Raw genomic sequence first — 17,587 nt, 5'->3', positions numbered from 1 at the left:
TTTATTGATTAAAACAAGGTAGTATCGATGCTACTTGCTTTATGAACCAATGAACTACTGAACCAATGAACAAGTAAACCAATGAACTATTCGCTACGCAGACTCTTAACCGGGTTAACCGAGGCAGCTTTAATGGCCTGAATGCTTACCGTTGCAAAGGCGATGAACAGGGCTAAAGCTCCTGCCAATGCAAACATCCACCATTGTATGGTAATACGGTAAGCAAAGCCTTGCAGCCAGCTGTGCATTATATACCAGGCTACGGGCGATGCGATGATGAGAGCAATAATAACGAGTTTAAGAAAATCTGCCGAAATAAGGTTAATAAGGCTTAATAAATTAGCACCTAAAATTTTACGGATACCAATTTCCTTAATGCGTTGACGGGCGGTAAACATAGCCAAACCCAATAAGCCCAAACAAGCAATAAAAACCGCGGTAAATGCTGCAGCAATAAATATACGGCCAAGCTTGTATTCGGTTTTGTATTGCCTGTCGTAGGCCTCATCTAAAAATGAGTAACTAAATGGATCGCCGGGAAATATCTTTTGATACAACTTACGGATAGCTTCAACCTTATCGGGCATGTTACTGCCATCCGTTTTTATAGTAAAATAACCATCGGCCACCGCTGGTAAAAAAATCATCGGTTTTATTTGCTCATGCAGCCCCAGGTGATGGTAGTCTTTTACCACACCTACAATTTCGTAATCGCTTTCCCATTTAATTTTTTGTCCAATTACAGCATTGGTATTTGTATAACCCAGCTGTTTAACGGCACTTTCGTTTAATATAACCTTTTTAGCTTTGCCCCATCCTTGCGCTAATACAGCATTTGTAAAAGTTGAGCCATGTAAAAAACTGATGTCATAAGTGCTAAAAAACTGGTCGTCAACAATTAGCATAGCATAACTTTTTTTGTCATCACCCACACTGGGGTTCATGTTGGTTATACCAGCTGTAGAAAAGTTATAACCTTGCCCCGGAATGTTATTGGAAGCAGCTAACTTTTTTACGTATGGTAGCTGGCGCAATTGGTTTTCAAATGCTAATGAGTTTTTAATTTGCGAACTATTGATTACCGATGGGCCGGTAATTACTATCCGCTGATCTACCTTCATGCCCAAATCCTGGTTTTGCATAAACTGCAGCTGTTGATACAATACAATAGTGGCTATAATGAACACAATGGAAGTAACGAACTGAAACACTACCAAACTACGCCTTAACGATAAGCCGCCAATGGTTAATAAAGCCTTGCTTCTGATAGTTTTTAAAGGGTTAAATGAACTAAGCACCCACGCCACGTAACCGCCGGCCAGTAAGGTGCCGGCCAAAATTAATGTGAATGCGGCAAGCCAAAATAGTCCCTGGTTTAATATGGATAACGATAGCTCAATTTCTAAAAAGTTATTATAAACGTTTTGCACCAGCATTACCAAAACCAATGCAACAATTAAGCTTAGTAAGGTAAGTACAAAGGTTTCGGTAAAATATTGCAGGGTAAGCTGCCACCTGTTTGCACCTAAAACTTTACGTACACCCACATCCTTAGCGCGATTAAGCGCTTGCGCGGTAGATAAATTTATATAATTGACCCAAGCAATTATAATGATTAGTACAGCTACGCTTAAAAATGAAACCACCAACAGCAAACTTCCAAATGTTTGAAAACTGTAATTAAAACCAGGTGCCAGGTGAAGATTAGCCAGAGGTTGAAAACCTACTTTATCGGTTTTGGTATCGGGTTTAAGGCGGTGTAATAACTGTGTGGATTGATTTTCTAATTGTTTTACAGACACACCCTCATTGGCTAAAATATACAAATAGGTAAACTCCGCCCCTAAACCGGCAGGATCGGCCCAGTCGTTGCCATTACGGCCAGCTTCACTTTCAAGCGTTGAAAAAGACAGCAGTACATTGGCCTGTATATCCGAGTTTTGGGGCATGTCTTTAAATACGGTAGTAATTGTGTAAGCGGTGTTGCCAAATTGATTATTAACCTGTAAAACCTTACCTATTACATTGCTTTTTCCAAAATATTTTTTGGCAACACTTTGTGAAACAGCTACCGTTTTGGGTTGGTTCAACAAACCGCTTCCCTGCAAAACAGGAAAGGTGAAAACTTTAAAAAAATTATTATCGGTGAACGACACCATATCCTCCCGAAATGTTTTTATACCGGCAGCATCATCAACTGTAATTACGCCGCTGCCAACACCTTCTGCAACACGCACATACTGTTTAATACCCGGTGTACTGGCTTTTGCAAACGGCCCCAAGCCAGGCGGCATATAATAATTGCTTCGGCCATCCTTGTACAAAAACGATACACGATAAAGCTGTTTAAAGTTTTGATGGAAGCGGTTGCCACTCCATTCAAAAGCTACATACTCGGTTATAAGGATAAATACAGCAAAACCTAATACTAAACCCAGCATATTAATCACAGAAAACGCCCTGTTTCTCCATAAACTCCTGAATGCGATTTTGATATGGTTAGCTAACATCGTATTTATAATTATTAGTTTGCAGTATTAATTGGTTACAAATTATTCGCTTCTTAAACTTTTTACCGGGTTAGCCACGGCAGCCTTTATTGATTGAAAACTAACCGTTATTAAAGCGATGAGGATAGCCGATGTACCAGCCATTACAAAAACCCACCATTCTACCGCTACACGGTAAGTAAAGTTTTGTAACCAGGTATTCATGGCATACCAAGCTATGGGTGTGGCAATAATGATAGAAACCATCACCAGCTTTATAAAGTCTTTAGAAATAAGGGTTGCAATATTGGCTACCGATGCACCTAACACCTTACGCACACCAATTTCCTTAGTACGGTTACCAGCCATGTAAGCCGCTAAGCCAAACAAGCCCAGGCAAGATATGATGATGGTGAGTAGGGCAAAGCTCCCGGCCAGTTTGGAGGTACGTTGCTGCTCCTTAAACTTGGTTAGATATTCCTGATCTACAAACAACGGGGTGAATGGAAACGCAGGATTGTATTTTTTAAAAATAGCTTCGGCTTTTTTCAACGAGGCACTTACAGGTTGATTAGGGCTGAGCCTGTAATTAATTACATTGTTCCAGTCGCTTTTAGGTCCCATTACCAGCATGGGGTTCATGTGTTCAAATGGAGACCCCCATATAAAATCCTTGAAAACACCTACTACATGCCACTTCACAAAATCCTTATCAATGATTTGTCCTAACGGGTTTTTAAACTTCATGGCCTTCACGGCCGATTGGTTCAGCAAGCAGGCGGTTGAATCGGTTGCAAATTTTTCAGGATCAATATCGTGGCCCAGCACCATTTTAAGCTTCATGGTTTTAGTAAAATCGCCTTTGGTTGCCATTTGGTCAAAAACTATTTTTGCATTGGGGTCTTTACCTTCCCACGTTAATCCCCACGAATTGCTGCCCGCACTAACCATGGTTTGGTTAGTGATGCTTACTGCGGTTGCAACGCCGCTGCTTAACAAATCGTTTTTAATGAGGTTGTAGTTTTTCTCCATATCACCCGAAAACCAGCTGTATAACAAACTACCCTTATCGTAACCCTGATCACGGTTTTGCGCATATTGTATTTGCCTGCGAATAATGATGGTGCTGATAATCATTACTACGGCAAAAGTGAATTGTAAGATAACCAAAGCCTTACGTGGGGTAATTAAAATATTAGCCGAACGAAACGTGCCCTTCAATACTTCAATAGGCTTAAAGGATGATAAGTATAACGCCGGGTAACAACCTGCCAGCAAGCCCGTAAACAATATAAAACACAGCATCCCAACCCAAAACTCAACATCGGTATATGGCATAACCAATTGCCACTGCACTAACGTATTAAAATAACCCAAACACAGCTGCGCTAAAATAACTGCTATAACCCCTGCAATAAACGCTACGATAACCGACTCTAATAAAAACTGACCGATAAGCGAGTTTTTCAGTGCGCCTACTGCCTTCCGAACCCCTACTTCTTTAGCGCGTTTTTCGCTTCGGGCAGTACTCAAATTGGTAAAATTGATGCAGGCGATCAACAAAATAAAACCAGCTATTACAGCAAACAGCTTTATCACATCAATTCTGCCACCTGATGGTAAGCCATTTTTAAATACATTATGCAAATAAAAATCACTTAGCGGGAAAAGAAATACCTCATTGTCTTCCTGCTTATTACTATGGCGGATGGTAATGTCTTTGATCTTTTGGTTAACCTGTTGCAAAGAGGCATTAGGCTGCAACTCTACAAACGTTTTGTAACTGTTATTTCCCCAATATGGGTCGTCCCTGCCATATTGCAATTTTATAAATGCCCAGGAAATAATAAAATCACTTTGAAAACGAGTGTTCGATGGTAGCTTTTTCAACACACCGCTAACGGTCAAATTAAACTTGTTATCAAATTTGATGATCTTACCCAGTACGTTGGATGTACCAAACAGTTTTTCGGCAAAGTTTTCGGTAACTACAATATTGTAAACACCATTGAGCGCTATATTTTTGTTACCACTTAAAAGCGGGAAACTAAAGATTTTTAAGAAACCGGAATCGGCGTTAAAGCCATCGGCTTGTATTTTTTTGCCGTTGTAGTCAATCTGGTGACTTTCAGCGGAAGTGGTCCTTACTGATGATCTTACTTCCGGGAACTCCTGTTTAAGTGCAGGCCCTAAAGGGTTGGGCGTTGTAGACCAGCAACCGATCTCCCCTTCAAAATTGGCTCGGTTAAACGCCACATATAAGTTATCTATGTTGCTGTGAAAACGATCGAAGCCAACCTCGTTTTTTATCCATAAGGCTATTAGCATAGCGGCAGCCATACCAATAGATAGCCCGGTAATGTTTATAAACGAAAACCCTTTATTTTTCAGCAGGCTTCGCCAGGCAATTTTGATGTAGTTTTTAAACATAGTTCTTTTGTGTTGCGGGTTGTTAGTTTCGTATTGCGGGCAGTAATACCTTCAACTCAAATCCTAAAAACTTGATTATTCGCTGCGAAGGCTTTTAACCGGGTTAGCCAACGCCGCCTTAATTGATTGAAAACTAATGGTTACAAAGGCCATTACAATAGCCAATAAAGTTGAAAGGGCAAACACCCACCATTGAATGGTAACACGGTAAGCAAAACTTTGCAGCCAGTTATCCATTAGCCACCAGGCTATTGGAAACGCTATAACCGAAGCCAGTAAAACCAGCTTCACAAAATCCATTGATAGCATCATTATAATGCCGGATACATTAGCACCCAGTACCTTACGAATACCTATTTCTTTAGTACGTTGTATCACTATCATAATAGAGATTGCCAGCAAGCCTATGCACGAGATAACAATAGCCAGCACCGCACCACTTACAAATATGCCCGACAAGCGGCGCTCATTTAAATACTGACGTTCGGTATTTTCGTTGATCCATGAGCCTTTAAATTCGGCATTGGGGTATTGGCGTGCCCAGCTTTTCTTAATATCATCATAAGCATGCACCAGGCTGTTGGGTTTAGCTTTCACAAAAATGTAATTGATACTATAACTCTTATCCATAGTTAAAGTAAGCGGATCAATTTTTTCATGCAGCGACTTAAAATTGAAATTTTTGGCGATACCGATGATCTGCACTTTAGGCTGCCTATCGTACATGGGCAAAAAAGTACCTACCAGGTTTTTGCCGCCTAACTCGCGGGCCATGCTTTCGTTAATAATAATGCCGGTACTGTCGCCCGCAAATTTGGGATCAAACTCGCGTCCTTCCACCAATTGAATATCCAGCGTTTTCAGGTAATCATAATCCACCCGCTGTATGTTAGTACGAATCTCGCGGCCTTCCAGGCCAAAACCCAATACCGATGTGCGCAACGAACCATCGTTGCCACGACCCATATTCATGTAAGCACCTGTTACTGCAACAACTTCGTTATTACTCCGCAGTTCGTTACGCATGAGTTGCAATGCTTTTTCACCAATAATACCCCTATTTATGGGTAGGCTAAGTACTTCGGTTTTATTGTAACCCAAAGGTTTGTTTTGCAGATAATTGATTTGCTGCCAGGTAATTATAGTACAAATAATGAGTAAAGTTGATAAGGAGAACTGCACTACCAGTAAGGTATTGCGGAGCTTACCTGGTTTGGCCGATGTTACGTTACCTTTTAATACCGCTACGGTTTTAAACCGGATCATCATTAAAGCCGGATAAAAACCAGCCACCGCTGTTACCAGTAAAAATATCGCCAAAATACCAAACAAATGTGCCGGTTGCAGCATCATGCCCAGGCTTATCTTGCTTTTAAAAACAGCCTTAAACGAACTAATTAACAGCGTACATAATACTACGCCTAATAAAGTTGATACCAGGCAAACCATAATGGTTTCGGTCCAAAATTGGCTCAACAACTGCCATTTACCGGCACCCAGGGTTTTGCGCACCCCAACTTCGCGGGCACGGGTAAAACCACGTGCTACCGATAGGTTAATGAAGTTAATACAAGCGATAATGAGTATGAAGCAGCCTATTACCACTAAACTAACGGGGTAAGTTTTGCTTATTGGGTTACCCTCTACCCCACCCAAATCGGTAGTAAAGTGGTTATCGCTAAACGGTGAAATTGCAAGACTAAATACATTACCCTGTGCATCGGCCTTAGCACCATCTCTTTTTAAGGTTTCAATTTCTTGCGCAAAGTGTTTGGTTACAAATGGCTTTAACTGTTTAGTGAACAAGCCGGTGTTGTAACCTTTTTTAAATTGTACAAGCGATGAATGACTGCGGTTGTCCCAAACATCTTTTTCGGTTTGGTACCATGGTATTTGTTCAAACCGCAGTAGTATATCAAAAGTAATGCTCGAGTTATCGGCTATATTTTTTACCACACCCGATACAATGTACGGCTGCTCTTGATTACCGATGTTGAGCACAACTGTTTTATTTAACGCAGGCTCGTTACCAAATATGGCTTTCGCCGATGATTCGGTAATTACTATACTATTCAGATCAGACATTGCAGTTTTCGCATTTCCCTGAACCAAGGGGAATGAGAACATTTGCAGGAAGTCGGGGTCAACAAAATGAATGTTTTGATCAATTTGTTTGTTGCCATACTTAACCAAAGCGCCCGCGTTTGCCGAACGGCTAATGAATTTTATTGCAGGATATTCAGCCTTTAGCGTAGGGCTAAAAGGTACTGGCATGGCTGAGCTTTTTTCAGCGCCGCCGGTTCGGTTAGATATGGTGTAAACCTGGTAAATATCTTTAAGATTGGTATGGAATTTATCATACGAAAACTCATAAAATACCGTCAAAAATATCAGCGTACAGCAGGCAATGGCAATAGAAAGTCCTACAATATTCATTAAATTAAATATCCGGCCTTTCCAAAGGTTACGCCAAGCCGTTTTTATGTAATTTTTGATCATTGTTTTTTTGTGAGTGGTAATAAGTTTAGTGGTGAGTGGTTAGAGTGGTTGAAAAGTTTGATATGAATGAGCACGCCATATTGGTATAACATAAATACCTAATAACTCACTAACTACTCAATCTTACTAAATTACATCATAATATTTTCTACAACTGTATGGCCGTCAAGCAAGCGTATAATGCGGTGGCTGTAACGGGCATCGTGCTCCGAGTGAGTCACCATAATAATGGTGGTACCTTGCTCGTTCAAATCAGTTAACAGTTCCATTACATCGTTACCGTTGCTGCTGTCCAGGTTACCGGTAGGCTCATCGGCCAGTATTAGTTTTGGTTTATTTACTACGGCGCGGGCAATGGCCACGCGCTGCTGCTGACCACCCGATAACTGTTGCGGGTAATGGTTACGACGGTGCATGATCTGCATTTTGCTGAGTACCGCCTCTACCCGTTCCTTTCGTTCGGCAGTACCAATGCCGGTATAAATGAGAGGCAACTCAACATTTTCAAAAACGGTCAATTCATCAATGAGGTTAAAGCTTTGAAAAACGAAACCAATGTTATGCTTACGCAAATCGGCGCGCTTACGCTCATTGTATTTAGCCACCTCGGTACCGTTAAATAGGTAACTGCCGCCATCAGGGTCGTCCAGCAAACCTAAAATATTCAGCAAAGTAGATTTGCCACAGCCCGATGGACCCATAATGGCTACAAACTCACCCGTATTAATTTCCAGGTTGAGCTTGTTTAATGCAACAGTTTCTACCTCCTCGGTGCGGTAAAATTTTTCCAGATTAGTTATTTTAATCATTTAGCCTCCTTATTAATATTTTGTTATCTGTTTTCAGTTGTCTGTGTTTGGATGTTTTCACATCTATATTCTTGACTCTATATTTCTGTACTCTCTTACTTCAGCACCAGTTCCTGCATATCGCCATAATTCTCGTAGCTGGATGTTACTACGCGGTCGCCAGGTTTTAAGCCCTGCATAACTTCGTAATAATCCGGGTTTTGGCGACCTAACTGAATATCTATCTTATAAGCTGTTTTACCATCATCGCTTAGTTTGAAGATCCAGTTACCACCTGTTTGCTGGTAAAATCCGCCTTTAGGTACTAATACAGCCTGTGTTTCATCACTTAATGCTAAACGGATCTGCAGGCTCTGTCCCTTGCGCAAATCTTTAGGCATCGGTCCGTTAAACTGCATATCAACTTGAAAACGGCCGTTGCTTACCTGTGTGAATACTTTTTTGATTTTCAGCTTATATGTTTTATCTCCCAGAGTAAATTCACCCATTTGTCCATTAAAAACGCGAGTAATGTAGTGTTCATCCACATCAACCCTAACCTTAAAGCCCGATAGTACATCTAATTGGCCTAACCTGCCTCCTTTTTGCTTGCTTTGACCTATCTCGGCATCTAATGAGGTTAATTGGCCGTTTACAGGTGCCCGAACAATCAGGTCACCTACCTTTTTGCGCATCAGTTCCAAGGTAGATTTCATGTGTGCATAAGACTCTCTCGACTGTTTGGTTTGCTGATTAATGGCGGTAGAATCCTGGTTAAGGATCTGCGTGGTTAAACGCTTCCGGCGCAGGGCATAGTTATAATCGTTTTCCGATTTTTGGTATTCCTGCAAGCCAATAGCTTTTTGCTCATACAGGCGTTTGTTCAATTTATAAATGCGGTCGGCCTCTTTAAGTGCGCTTTCCACCTCGGCCATTTGGTTTAATTTACCTATGGTATTTTGGTTGGCATTATCATGTGAGATCTGCATTTGCGTAAGCACGTTGAATACGGCAGTTTCCTCATTAGCGAGGCTGAGCTCTAAGTCGGTATTGGCCAGTTTCAATATCGGCTCACCGGCTTTCATGGTAGCACCATCTTCCACAAATAGTTTTTCTACACGTCCGCCTTCAACAGCATCCAGGTAAATAGTAGTAATGGGCATTACAATTCCATTCAATGGAATGATCTCTTGGAAGGAACCTTTTTTAACTTCACTAACAGTTATGCGTTCGGTATCAACATTCAGCTTACTTTTACCCGAAGTAAAAATAATACTTCCGGCTACCAGTAAAACCACGGCTACTATGCCGCCAATGATTAATACCCTTTTCGTATTCCACGTTTTTTTCTCAATTATTCTGTCCACTTAAAGTATGTATTTTTATAAGTAAGTATATAAACCCTATGCCATAGTTTAATTAATTGTTTATCAATACGTTATATAACCATAGTTAATTACACCGTACGCTTGTGTTACATAAAGTGTGCGGTAACGATACAGTATAAACAATGGAATAAATACGAGTGGATTGATTAACAAATAGTTATACTTTTGGATGGTCAATTGCCACTTTAGTAGTGTAGCAGCACGGTTTAAAACAATGTGTAATTTGCACTCCACACTATATATGTTTAACTTAACCATTCACAATATAACCAAATGATATTAAAAAAGGCAACAGTACTGGTTGTTGATGATGATACAGACGTACTTACCGCGGTAAAGCTTTTACTGAAAACAGAAGTATTGGAAATCATTACCGAAAAAAATCCCGAGAATATCAATTCGCTGCTTACCCGCAACCAGGTTGACTTGGTATTGCTGGATATGAACTTTAACAGTGCCATGAACACCGGCAATGAAGGGATTTACTGGCTACGTAAAATTAAGGAATGGAAGCCCAACGTTTGTGTAATTATGATTACAGCCTATGGACATATTGACCTGGCCGTACGCTCCTTAAAAGAGGGGGCCAACGACTTTGTGGTGAAACCTTGGCATAATGAAAAGCTGATTGAGACCCTGAAAGATTTGCTCGATAAACAGGAAGGCGTTAAAAAACCAAAAGTAGCTGTTAAAAGCACGGCAGGCAGCACCTCAATTTTAGGCGAGGCTGAAGCCATGCAGGACATATTTTATAAAGTAAACAAAATTGCCCCTACCGATGCCAACATATTAATATTAGGTGAAAACGGTACCGGTAAAGACCTCATGGCAAAAGCCATACACGAACGCTCTTTACGGGCCAACAAGCCTTTTATTAAGGTTGACGTAGGCGCACTGACCGATACCCTTTTTGAAAGTGAATTATTTGGTCACAAAAAGGGTGCTTATACCGATGCCCGGGAAGACCGTATAGGCCGTTTTGAGGAAGCCGAAGGTGGTACGCTGTTTTTAGATGAGATAGGAAATATCAGTTTACAGCAACAAGCCAAGTTGTTAACAGTACTGCAAAACAGACAGGTTACCCGTTTGGGCACCAATAAGGCGGTTGATATTAACATCCGTTTAATATGTGCTACCAATATTCCCTTACAGGAACTGGCTAACGAGAATAAGTTCAGGAAGGATTTGATCTACCGGATAAATACAGTAGAGATTACCATGCCGCCTCTAAGGAAACGGAGTAACGATGTTCCGTTACTGGCCCGTCATTTTGCTAAGATCTACGCTTCTAAATACCTGAAACCGACTGTTGATTTCAGCAATGCGGCTTTACAAAAACTGCAAAGCTACAATTATCCGGGCAACGTAAGGGAGTTACAATATACCATTGAGCGTGCTGTAATTATGGCCGAAGATGCCTTGTTGCAACCTGATGACCTGATATTTTCTTCATTGGAAACCAGCATTGCGGAAGCACCTGAAGCGGCCGATAATGTGCCTTTAAGCATGATGGAAAAGAACGCCATACTGCGGGTAATTGAAAAGCACAATGGTAATATAACCCGTGCCGCTAAAGAACTGGGGTTAACCCGAACCGCTCTATATCGCCGATTGAACAAGTATGATATTTAAACGCTATGAATGGCAGCTATTGCTGCGGGTGCTTATCTTATTTGCTATACTATGCGGCGCGGCGTATGGCTTGGCAGGCGGGCAATATATATACAGTATAGTTGCAGCTCCCGTTGTTACTTATGTAATTGTTAGCATCTTAAAGCAATACACTAAAGTGCAGCAAGAGGTTCAGGAATTTTCAGAAGCGGTGCACTACCGTGATTTTTCGCGCCATTACGCTATAAAAAGTGCACCGGCCAACGTACAGATTTTACGCAAGGGATTCAATGATATTAATGTTACTTTTAAAACTATCAACCGCGAACGTGAAACTCAATACCATTACCTGCAAAAAATTCTGGAACTGGTGGGTACGGGCATTTTATCGTACGATCAGGAAACAGGAGAAACCGGTTGGGTGAACGAGTCGTTTAAAAACCTGCTGAATATCCCCTATCTGAAAAGTATCTACTCTTTAGAGAAACGCGATGAGAATTTGTATAAAGAAATCATCAGCCTTAAATCGGGTGATAGCAAGGTGGTTACTATTATAAAGGATCAGCAGAAAGTTAAGCTACAACTGATGGCCAGCGTGTTGCGTAGTGAAAACAAGGTGTACAAACTGGTGGCTTTCCAAAATGTGAGTGACGCAATGGACGAGTCGGAATCAAACGCATGGTCGAAGTTACTGAACGTAATGACGCATGAGATCATGAACTCGGTAGCACCAATTTCTTCACTGGCAGACACCTTAAAGAACCGCATTAAATCACTCGATAAAAGTAACACTTCGGGGCAACATGATCTGGAAGATCTGGAACTGGGTATAGATACCATTAAACGCCGTAGCGAAGGCCTGTTAAAGTTTACCGAAAGCTATCGCAGCTTAAACAAGATCACCAAGCTGGAACTGCAAAAAGTTTCGGTTTATGACCTGTTTGAGAATTTAAACACCTTGATGCTGCCCACGCTCCAAAAGAAAAACATTGAATTAGATATCATTCTGCGCGAAATTAACATGACCATTGATGTGGATGTTAACCTGATCGAGCAAGTACTCATTAACCTGTTAGTTAACGCCATAGAAGCGGTAAAAGATCAACCCGAGCCTATAATGAGCCTCTCGGCCGAGATTTTGGCAAATGGCAAATCGGTATTGAAAGTGAGTGATAACGGTGTGGGCATGTCGCCCGAGTTAATGGAAAAGATCTTTATTCCGTTTTTTAGTACCCGTAAAACAGGCAGCGGTATTGGGTTGAGCTTGTGTAAACAAATTATGCTCATGCACAAGGGTAACATTCAGGTACAAAGCACCGAGGGTAAAGGTACGGTGTTTATCTTACAGGTAAATTAGATAATCTGCCCTTCAAAGTTCATAATTCTTCATTTTTATTTAACGTGTTCCACAAAAAGTTATTAAACAGATGAAACGCGCATTAGTTATACATTTTATACCGTAACTAACTGCCAATTTGACAAGGCGTAACCGTTTGGAACAGGCATTGATGTATGCGGTATATCAACAAACATAAATCTTTTAAAATTTAACTATATGCAAGAAAAAGGAACGATTTCGATTCATACCGAAAACATTTTCCCGATCATTAAGAAGTTTTTATACTCTGATAACGAAATCTTTTTGCGCGAGTTGGTATCAAATGCGGTAGATGCAACTCAAAAGATCAAGCGTTTATCTTCGTTAGGCCAATACAACGGTACTTTGGGCGAACTACAGGTTGAAGTAGCGTTAGACGAAGCTGCCAAAACCATCACCATATCCGACAACGGATTGGGTATGACGGCCGACGAGATCAAGAAATACATCAACCAGATCGCTTTTTCGGGCGCTACCGAGTTTATGGAAAAGTTTAAGGAAGCTAAAGACGCCAATGAAATTATCGGTCGCTTTGGTTTAGGCTTTTACTCCGCGTTTATGGTGGCCGACCAGGTGGAAATACAAACCCTATCTTACCAGGATGGTGCCGAGGCTGCCCGCTGGATCTGCGATGGCAGCACCGAATTTGAAATTACTGAAGGTAAGCGCACCACCCGCGGTACCGACATTATATTACATGTAAACACCGAATCGGAAGAATTTTTGAGCAAACAACGGTTACAGGAAATTTTAGATAAATACGCTAAGTTTTTACCTGTACCAATCAAGTTTGGCGAAAGGACCGATAGCGTACCCGATGGCGAAGACGAAGAAGGCAAGCCAAAATACATGGATGTTCAAAGTGATAATATCATCAATGAAACTAATCCCATTTGGACCAAAGCACCTTCTGAATTAAAAGACGACGATTACCTGCAGTTTTATAAAGAACTGTATCCGTTTTCGGAAGATCCGTTATTCTGGATACACCTCAATGTTGACTATCCGTTTAACCTAACCGGTGTGCTTTACTTTCCTAAGGTGAAAAACGACTTTGATTTTCAGCGCAATAAAATCAAATTATTCTCGCGCCAGGTATTTATTACCGACGAGGTAAAGGATATTGTACCTGAATTTTTAATGCTATTGCATGGTGTTATCGATTCGCCGGATATTCCTTTGAACGTATCGCGCAGCTTTTTACAGGCCGATAGCAACGTTAAAAAGATTAACACCTACATTACCCGTAAGGTGGCCGATAAATTGAGCGACCTATTTAAAGCAGACCGCAAAGCTTATGAAGACAAATGGACCGATATTGGTTTGTTTGTTAAATACGGTTATGTAAGCGACGATAAGTTTCAAGAGAAAGCTAAAGACTTTGTGCTATTGACCAGCACCAGCAAAGAGAACTTTACACTTGCCGAATACAAAGACAAAGTTGAGCCAGCGCAAACCGATAAAGACGGCAACCTGGTTTATATTTATACCAACGACCCCGATAAGCAAAACACGTTCATACAATCGGCCACTAAAAAGGGTTACGATGTATTGCTGATGAACTCGCCTATCGACAACCACTTTGTGGGTTCGTTAGAGCAAAAGCTGGAGAAAACATCTCTGAAACGTGTGGATGCTGATGTGGCCGATAAGCTGATCAAAAAAGATGACGCCCCGGAAACTGTTTTAACTGAAGAGCAGATCACCCAGGTAAAAGCCGTATTTGAAAAAGCGATCACCAAACCAAACTACAAGGTTGAGTTGGAAAGCCTGAACCCCGAAGAGTTGCCGGTTACCGTAACTATGGACGAGTTTATGCGCCGCATGAAAGAAATGTCGCAAATGAATGGCGGCGGAATGGGCTTTTACGGTAACTTTCCCGATAGCTACAAAGTAGCTGTGAACGGAAACCACAAATTAATTACCCGCATACTGGAAACCAGCGATGAGGCCACCCAATTGCAATTGGCTAAACAAGCCTTTGATCTGGCCTTGTTATCGCAAGGTTTGCTAACCGGTGCCGATCTTACCGAGTTTGTAAACCGTAGTGTGAATTTGATATAATTGAGATTGTAGAAAAGCGTTGTCAGTGTAATTTATTCTGATACTGTATTAAAACCAAAAGCTGCCATTAAACCTGGCAGCTTTTTTTGTGTCTAATTATACGGGTTATCAAACAATTTGCATGATCTTATACTTGTAAAAGATAACCGATCATAAGTTTACCCAACTAATTTCAAACCCATGAAAGCATTAAAATATATCGCGTTATTTACATCGTTGTTTGCCGGCAGTGCATTGGTGGTTAGCGCGCAAACAACACCTGTACAGAAACAACGCACACATTTGATTGCAGATAATTCGTCGACCGTATTAACACAGGATAGTAGCAAAAAAACCACTAAGGCTGAGCGCAATGCACTTAAAGCCGCCGATGTAAAAAAACTGATAGAGAGTAAGCAGTTCACGTTTCACGCCAGGTATGCCAATCCTTTAGGAGGCGGTGTGATGTCATTAAACGGACAATTGATCAATATTTCCCCGCAGGGAACCGGTCATATTTATTTGACATCAGATTATGATGTACGTATCAGGCCCGATTCGGTAATAACATTTTTACCCTATTTTGGCCGTACCACCTTTGCACCAAGCTTAAACCCTACAGATGGCGGCGTAAAGTTCACTTCCACCAAATTTGAGTATGATGCCAAAACAGGTAAAAAAGGCAACACCGTTATTACCATTACGCCTCAAGATGCGCAGTACAACCGTAAAATGATCTTAGATATAGCTGATAACGGGGTAGCTACACTACAAATGATTATTACAAACCGTAATGCTATATCGTACGATGGATTTATAGAGGAAATATAATCAACATATTTGATTTGTAAATTAGCACGTTAAAGACTTAATAAATTTCACTGATGTATAACGGGATGAGGTTGTGTAATAACGCTTTCAAAATGTATCCTAACCAACATTCCGCTCCCAAAAAGGTGGAGGAGTTACGCCAAGCAACCGTAGCTACACATAGCCTTGCCCCCTGTGATAAGTTTAGTTATCAATAAAGTAACGTAGAATAGTTAGGTGCTTTGCGTACATACTAAAAGCTACCGCTATATCCTGTAAACGAGCAGAGGTGAGTTTCGGGCCATATTCATTTATTTGAGCGGTTACCTCATCCCATTGTATTAACAATTATGCTTTGGTAGTTGGTTTTGCACCGCTCACATGGCTCCATTTCGTCCAGGCGTTTCCATTTACCGGTGAATACGCCAATAATGCCACCACCTGCAAGGTCTATTATTTCCATCACAAGCAGGGCAAAGGGGGCGCATTCCTCCTATCGAATAAGTAAACAACTGGTCTTCGGGATAGACCTCAATCATTTTGCGGGTCAGTCCGCGGCGCCCCTGCCAGTGTTCTAACAATTGAGCAGGACTCATAACCGTGTTTTGTGTTGCCATAATTTCCTTCGTTTACATAATCTTTAGTTTTTGATTAATACAAAAAAACTCACAGCCGATAACAACCCTATGTAAGCAGGGAAATGGAAATTTAACTTACAAACTATTTCAACAGCCCAATAGCCGAATGCCTAATATTAACCAAATTTGGCTTCTATATCTTCTAATGATTATATTTATGCCATGTCATCCATCCTTATTAAATCGGCCACGATAGTTAACGAAGGCCGCCTGTTCGTAGCCGATATATTAGTAAAAGACGGTTACATTAACCGTATTGATACCAGCATTAATGCACCAGCCCAGCAAACTATTAATGCAGAAGGACTACATCTTTTGCCCGGTTGCATTGACGACCAGGTACACTTTCGTGAGCCTGGGCTTACTTATAAAGCCGATATTTATACCGAAGCCCGGGCGGCTGTAGCGGGTGGCATTACTTCTTTTATGGAAATGCCTAATACAGTTCCCAACACACTAACCCAGCAATTACTTCAAAATAAATATGATATAGCTGCGCGTAACTCGCTGGCTAACTACTCGTTTTACATGGGTGCTTCTAATGATAACCTGGAGGAGGTGTTGCACACCAATATACAAAACGTTTGCGGCGTAAAGGTTTTCATGGGTTCGTCTACCGGCAATATGCTGGTGGATAATCCTAAAACCCTCGAAAAATTGTTTGCACAGTCGCCTATATTAATTGCCGCCCATTGCGAAGACGAGCAAACCATCAAAGCCAATTTTGCTCATTACAAAGAATTGCTGGGTGATGATATTACGATTGATTATCACCCGAAGATCCGCAGTTCCGAAGCCTGTTACCTGTCCTCCTCAATGGCGGTGCAACTGGCCAAACAGCACGGTGCAAGGCTGCATATTTTGCACATTTCCACAGCTAAAGAAACAGAACTATTCGACAATACTATACCATTAAAAGACAAGAAGATAACCGCCGAAGCCTGCCTACACCACGTATGGTTTAGTGATGAAGATTATGCTACCAAAGGCAACCTCATTAAATGGAACCCTGCCGTTAAAACCGCGCAAGACCGTGATGGCATTTTGCAAGCTGTTTTAAATGGCCGCATCGATGTAATAGCAACCGACCATGCCCCGCACACGGTTGAAGAAAAAGAACAGGCTTACTTACAAGCACCATCGGGAGGTCCGCTGGTACAACATGCCTTGCCGGCCTTATTAGCTATGCATCAGCAAGGTAAAATAACCCTGGAGCAAATAGCCGAAAAAACCGCACACAACGTAGCCATCTGCTTTCAGATAGAAAAACGCGGCTTTGTTCGCGAAGGTTACTGGGCCGATTTAGTGTTGGTTAACCTGAATAAACCCTGGCAGGCAACTACACAAAACACTTTGTACAAGTGTGGCTGGAGCCCATTTGAAGGTACATACTTCCCGGCAAGTATTGAGCATACCGTAGTTTCGGGCAACCTGGTTTATAGCAATGGTAACTTTAACGAGACAATAAAAGGTACCCGGTTAATTTTTACCCGCTAATTGTTATTTTCACAGC

11 protein-coding genes are annotated in these 17,587 nt (G+C 41.3%); 5 read left to right on the top strand and 6 right to left on the bottom strand.

Translation table 11 applies throughout. The annotated features are described in order from the left end of the window. Window positions 1-86 precede the first annotated feature (86 nt). From ACFQ3S_RS01060 to ACFQ3S_RS01040, 5 genes are all read right to left on the bottom strand, one after another. A complete protein-coding gene (locus tag ACFQ3S_RS01060; protein ID WP_377160302.1) occupies window positions 87-2,510 on the bottom strand; it encodes an ABC transporter permease in 2,424 nt (807 codons plus the stop codon). Between the two features lie 42 nt (window positions 2,511-2,552). Then, window positions 2,553-4,919 carry an ABC transporter permease gene (locus ACFQ3S_RS01055; protein ID WP_377160300.1) on the bottom strand — a complete coding sequence of 789 codons (2,367 nt, stop codon included), beginning with the start codon at window positions 4,917-4,919 and terminating at the stop codon, window positions 2,553-2,555. Window positions 4,920-4,994: 75 nt separating this feature from the next. Beyond that, window positions 4,995-7,418, bottom strand: a complete 2,424-nt coding sequence (locus tag ACFQ3S_RS01050; protein ID WP_377160298.1) for an ABC transporter permease — start codon at window positions 7,416-7,418, stop codon at window positions 4,995-4,997. Window positions 7,419-7,549: 131 nt separating this feature from the next. Continuing rightward, a complete protein-coding gene (locus ACFQ3S_RS01045; RefSeq protein ID WP_377160296.1) occupies window positions 7,550-8,227 on the bottom strand; it encodes an ABC transporter ATP-binding protein in 678 nt (225 codons plus the stop codon). A 95-nt stretch (window positions 8,228-8,322) separates the two neighbouring features. Beyond that, window positions 8,323-9,573 carry an efflux RND transporter periplasmic adaptor subunit gene (locus ACFQ3S_RS01040; RefSeq protein ID WP_377160294.1) on the bottom strand — a complete coding sequence of 417 codons (1,251 nt, stop codon included), beginning with the start codon at window positions 9,571-9,573 and terminating at the stop codon, window positions 8,323-8,325. 294 nt (window positions 9,574-9,867) lie between these two features. Here ACFQ3S_RS01040 and ACFQ3S_RS01035 point away from each other — a divergent pair, with 294 nt between their 5' ends. The 4 genes from ACFQ3S_RS01035 (at window position 9,868) to ACFQ3S_RS01020 (ending at window position 15,457) form a co-directional block, all read left to right on the top strand. After that, window positions 9,868-11,226 (top strand): sigma-54-dependent transcriptional regulator, encoded by a 1,359-nt coding sequence (locus tag ACFQ3S_RS01035; protein WP_377160292.1) that lies wholly within the window; start codon window positions 9,868-9,870, stop codon window positions 11,224-11,226. Further along, window positions 11,216-12,562, top strand: a complete 1,347-nt coding sequence (locus ACFQ3S_RS01030; RefSeq protein WP_377160290.1) for a sensor histidine kinase — start codon at window positions 11,216-11,218, stop codon at window positions 12,560-12,562. The genes ACFQ3S_RS01035 and ACFQ3S_RS01030 overlap by 11 nt, the downstream gene beginning before the upstream one ends. A 198-nt stretch (window positions 12,563-12,760) precedes the next feature. Continuing rightward, window positions 12,761-14,647 carry a molecular chaperone HtpG gene (gene htpG, locus ACFQ3S_RS01025; RefSeq protein ID WP_377160288.1) on the top strand — a complete coding sequence of 629 codons (1,887 nt, stop codon included), beginning with the start codon at window positions 12,761-12,763 and terminating at the stop codon, window positions 14,645-14,647. A gap of 180 nt (window positions 14,648-14,827) precedes the next feature. Then, window positions 14,828-15,457 carry a DUF4251 domain-containing protein gene (locus ACFQ3S_RS01020; protein WP_377160286.1) on the top strand — a complete coding sequence of 210 codons (630 nt, stop codon included), beginning with the start codon at window positions 14,828-14,830 and terminating at the stop codon, window positions 15,455-15,457. Window positions 15,458-15,764: 307 nt separating this feature from the next. Here ACFQ3S_RS01020 and ACFQ3S_RS01015 read toward each other — a convergent pair whose 3' ends face one another. Beyond that, window positions 15,765-15,899 carry a hypothetical protein gene (locus tag ACFQ3S_RS01015; protein ID WP_377160284.1) on the bottom strand — a complete coding sequence of 45 codons (135 nt, stop codon included), beginning with the start codon at window positions 15,897-15,899 and terminating at the stop codon, window positions 15,765-15,767. 337 nt (window positions 15,900-16,236) lie between these two features. Here ACFQ3S_RS01015 and ACFQ3S_RS01010 point away from each other — a divergent pair, with 337 nt between their 5' ends. After that, window positions 16,237-17,571, top strand: a complete 1,335-nt coding sequence (locus ACFQ3S_RS01010; RefSeq protein ID WP_377160654.1) for a dihydroorotase — start codon at window positions 16,237-16,239, stop codon at window positions 17,569-17,571. The last annotated feature ends 16 nt before the right edge of the window (window positions 17,572-17,587 follow it).

Source organism: Mucilaginibacter terrae (assembly GCF_042679325.1).
GTDB lineage: Bacteria > Bacteroidota > Bacteroidia > Sphingobacteriales > Sphingobacteriaceae > Mucilaginibacter > Mucilaginibacter terrae.
Note: the sequence above shows the minus strand (reverse complement) of the source record. Positions and strands in the feature narration are given on the sequence as shown.

Coding starts and splice junctions, on each gene's coding strand:
- ACFQ3S_RS01060 (WP_377160302.1), bottom strand. CDS start 2,510: ATGTTAGCTAACCATATCAAAATCGCATTCAGGAGTTTATGGAGAAAC.
- ACFQ3S_RS01055 (WP_377160300.1), bottom strand. CDS start 4,919: ATGTTTAAAAACTACATCAAAATTGCCTGGCGAAGCCTGCTGAAAAAT.
- ACFQ3S_RS01050 (WP_377160298.1), bottom strand. CDS start 7,418: ATGATCAAAAATTACATAAAAACGGCTTGGCGTAACCTTTGGAAAGGC.
- ACFQ3S_RS01045 (WP_377160296.1), bottom strand. CDS start 8,227: ATGATTAAAATAACTAATCTGGAAAAATTTTACCGCACCGAGGAGGTA.
- ACFQ3S_RS01035 (WP_377160292.1), top strand. CDS start 9,868: ATGATATTAAAAAAGGCAACAGTACTGGTTGTTGATGATGATACAGAC.
- ACFQ3S_RS01030 (WP_377160290.1), top strand. CDS start 11,216: ATGATATTTAAACGCTATGAATGGCAGCTATTGCTGCGGGTGCTTATC.
- htpG (WP_377160288.1), top strand. CDS start 12,761: ATGCAAGAAAAAGGAACGATTTCGATTCATACCGAAAACATTTTCCCG.
- ACFQ3S_RS01020 (WP_377160286.1), top strand. CDS start 14,828: ATGAAAGCATTAAAATATATCGCGTTATTTACATCGTTGTTTGCCGGC.
- ACFQ3S_RS01015 (WP_377160284.1), bottom strand. CDS start 15,899: ATGGAAATAATAGACCTTGCAGGTGGTGGCATTATTGGCGTATTCACC.
- ACFQ3S_RS01010 (WP_377160654.1), top strand. CDS start 16,237: ATGTCATCCATCCTTATTAAATCGGCCACGATAGTTAACGAAGGCCGC.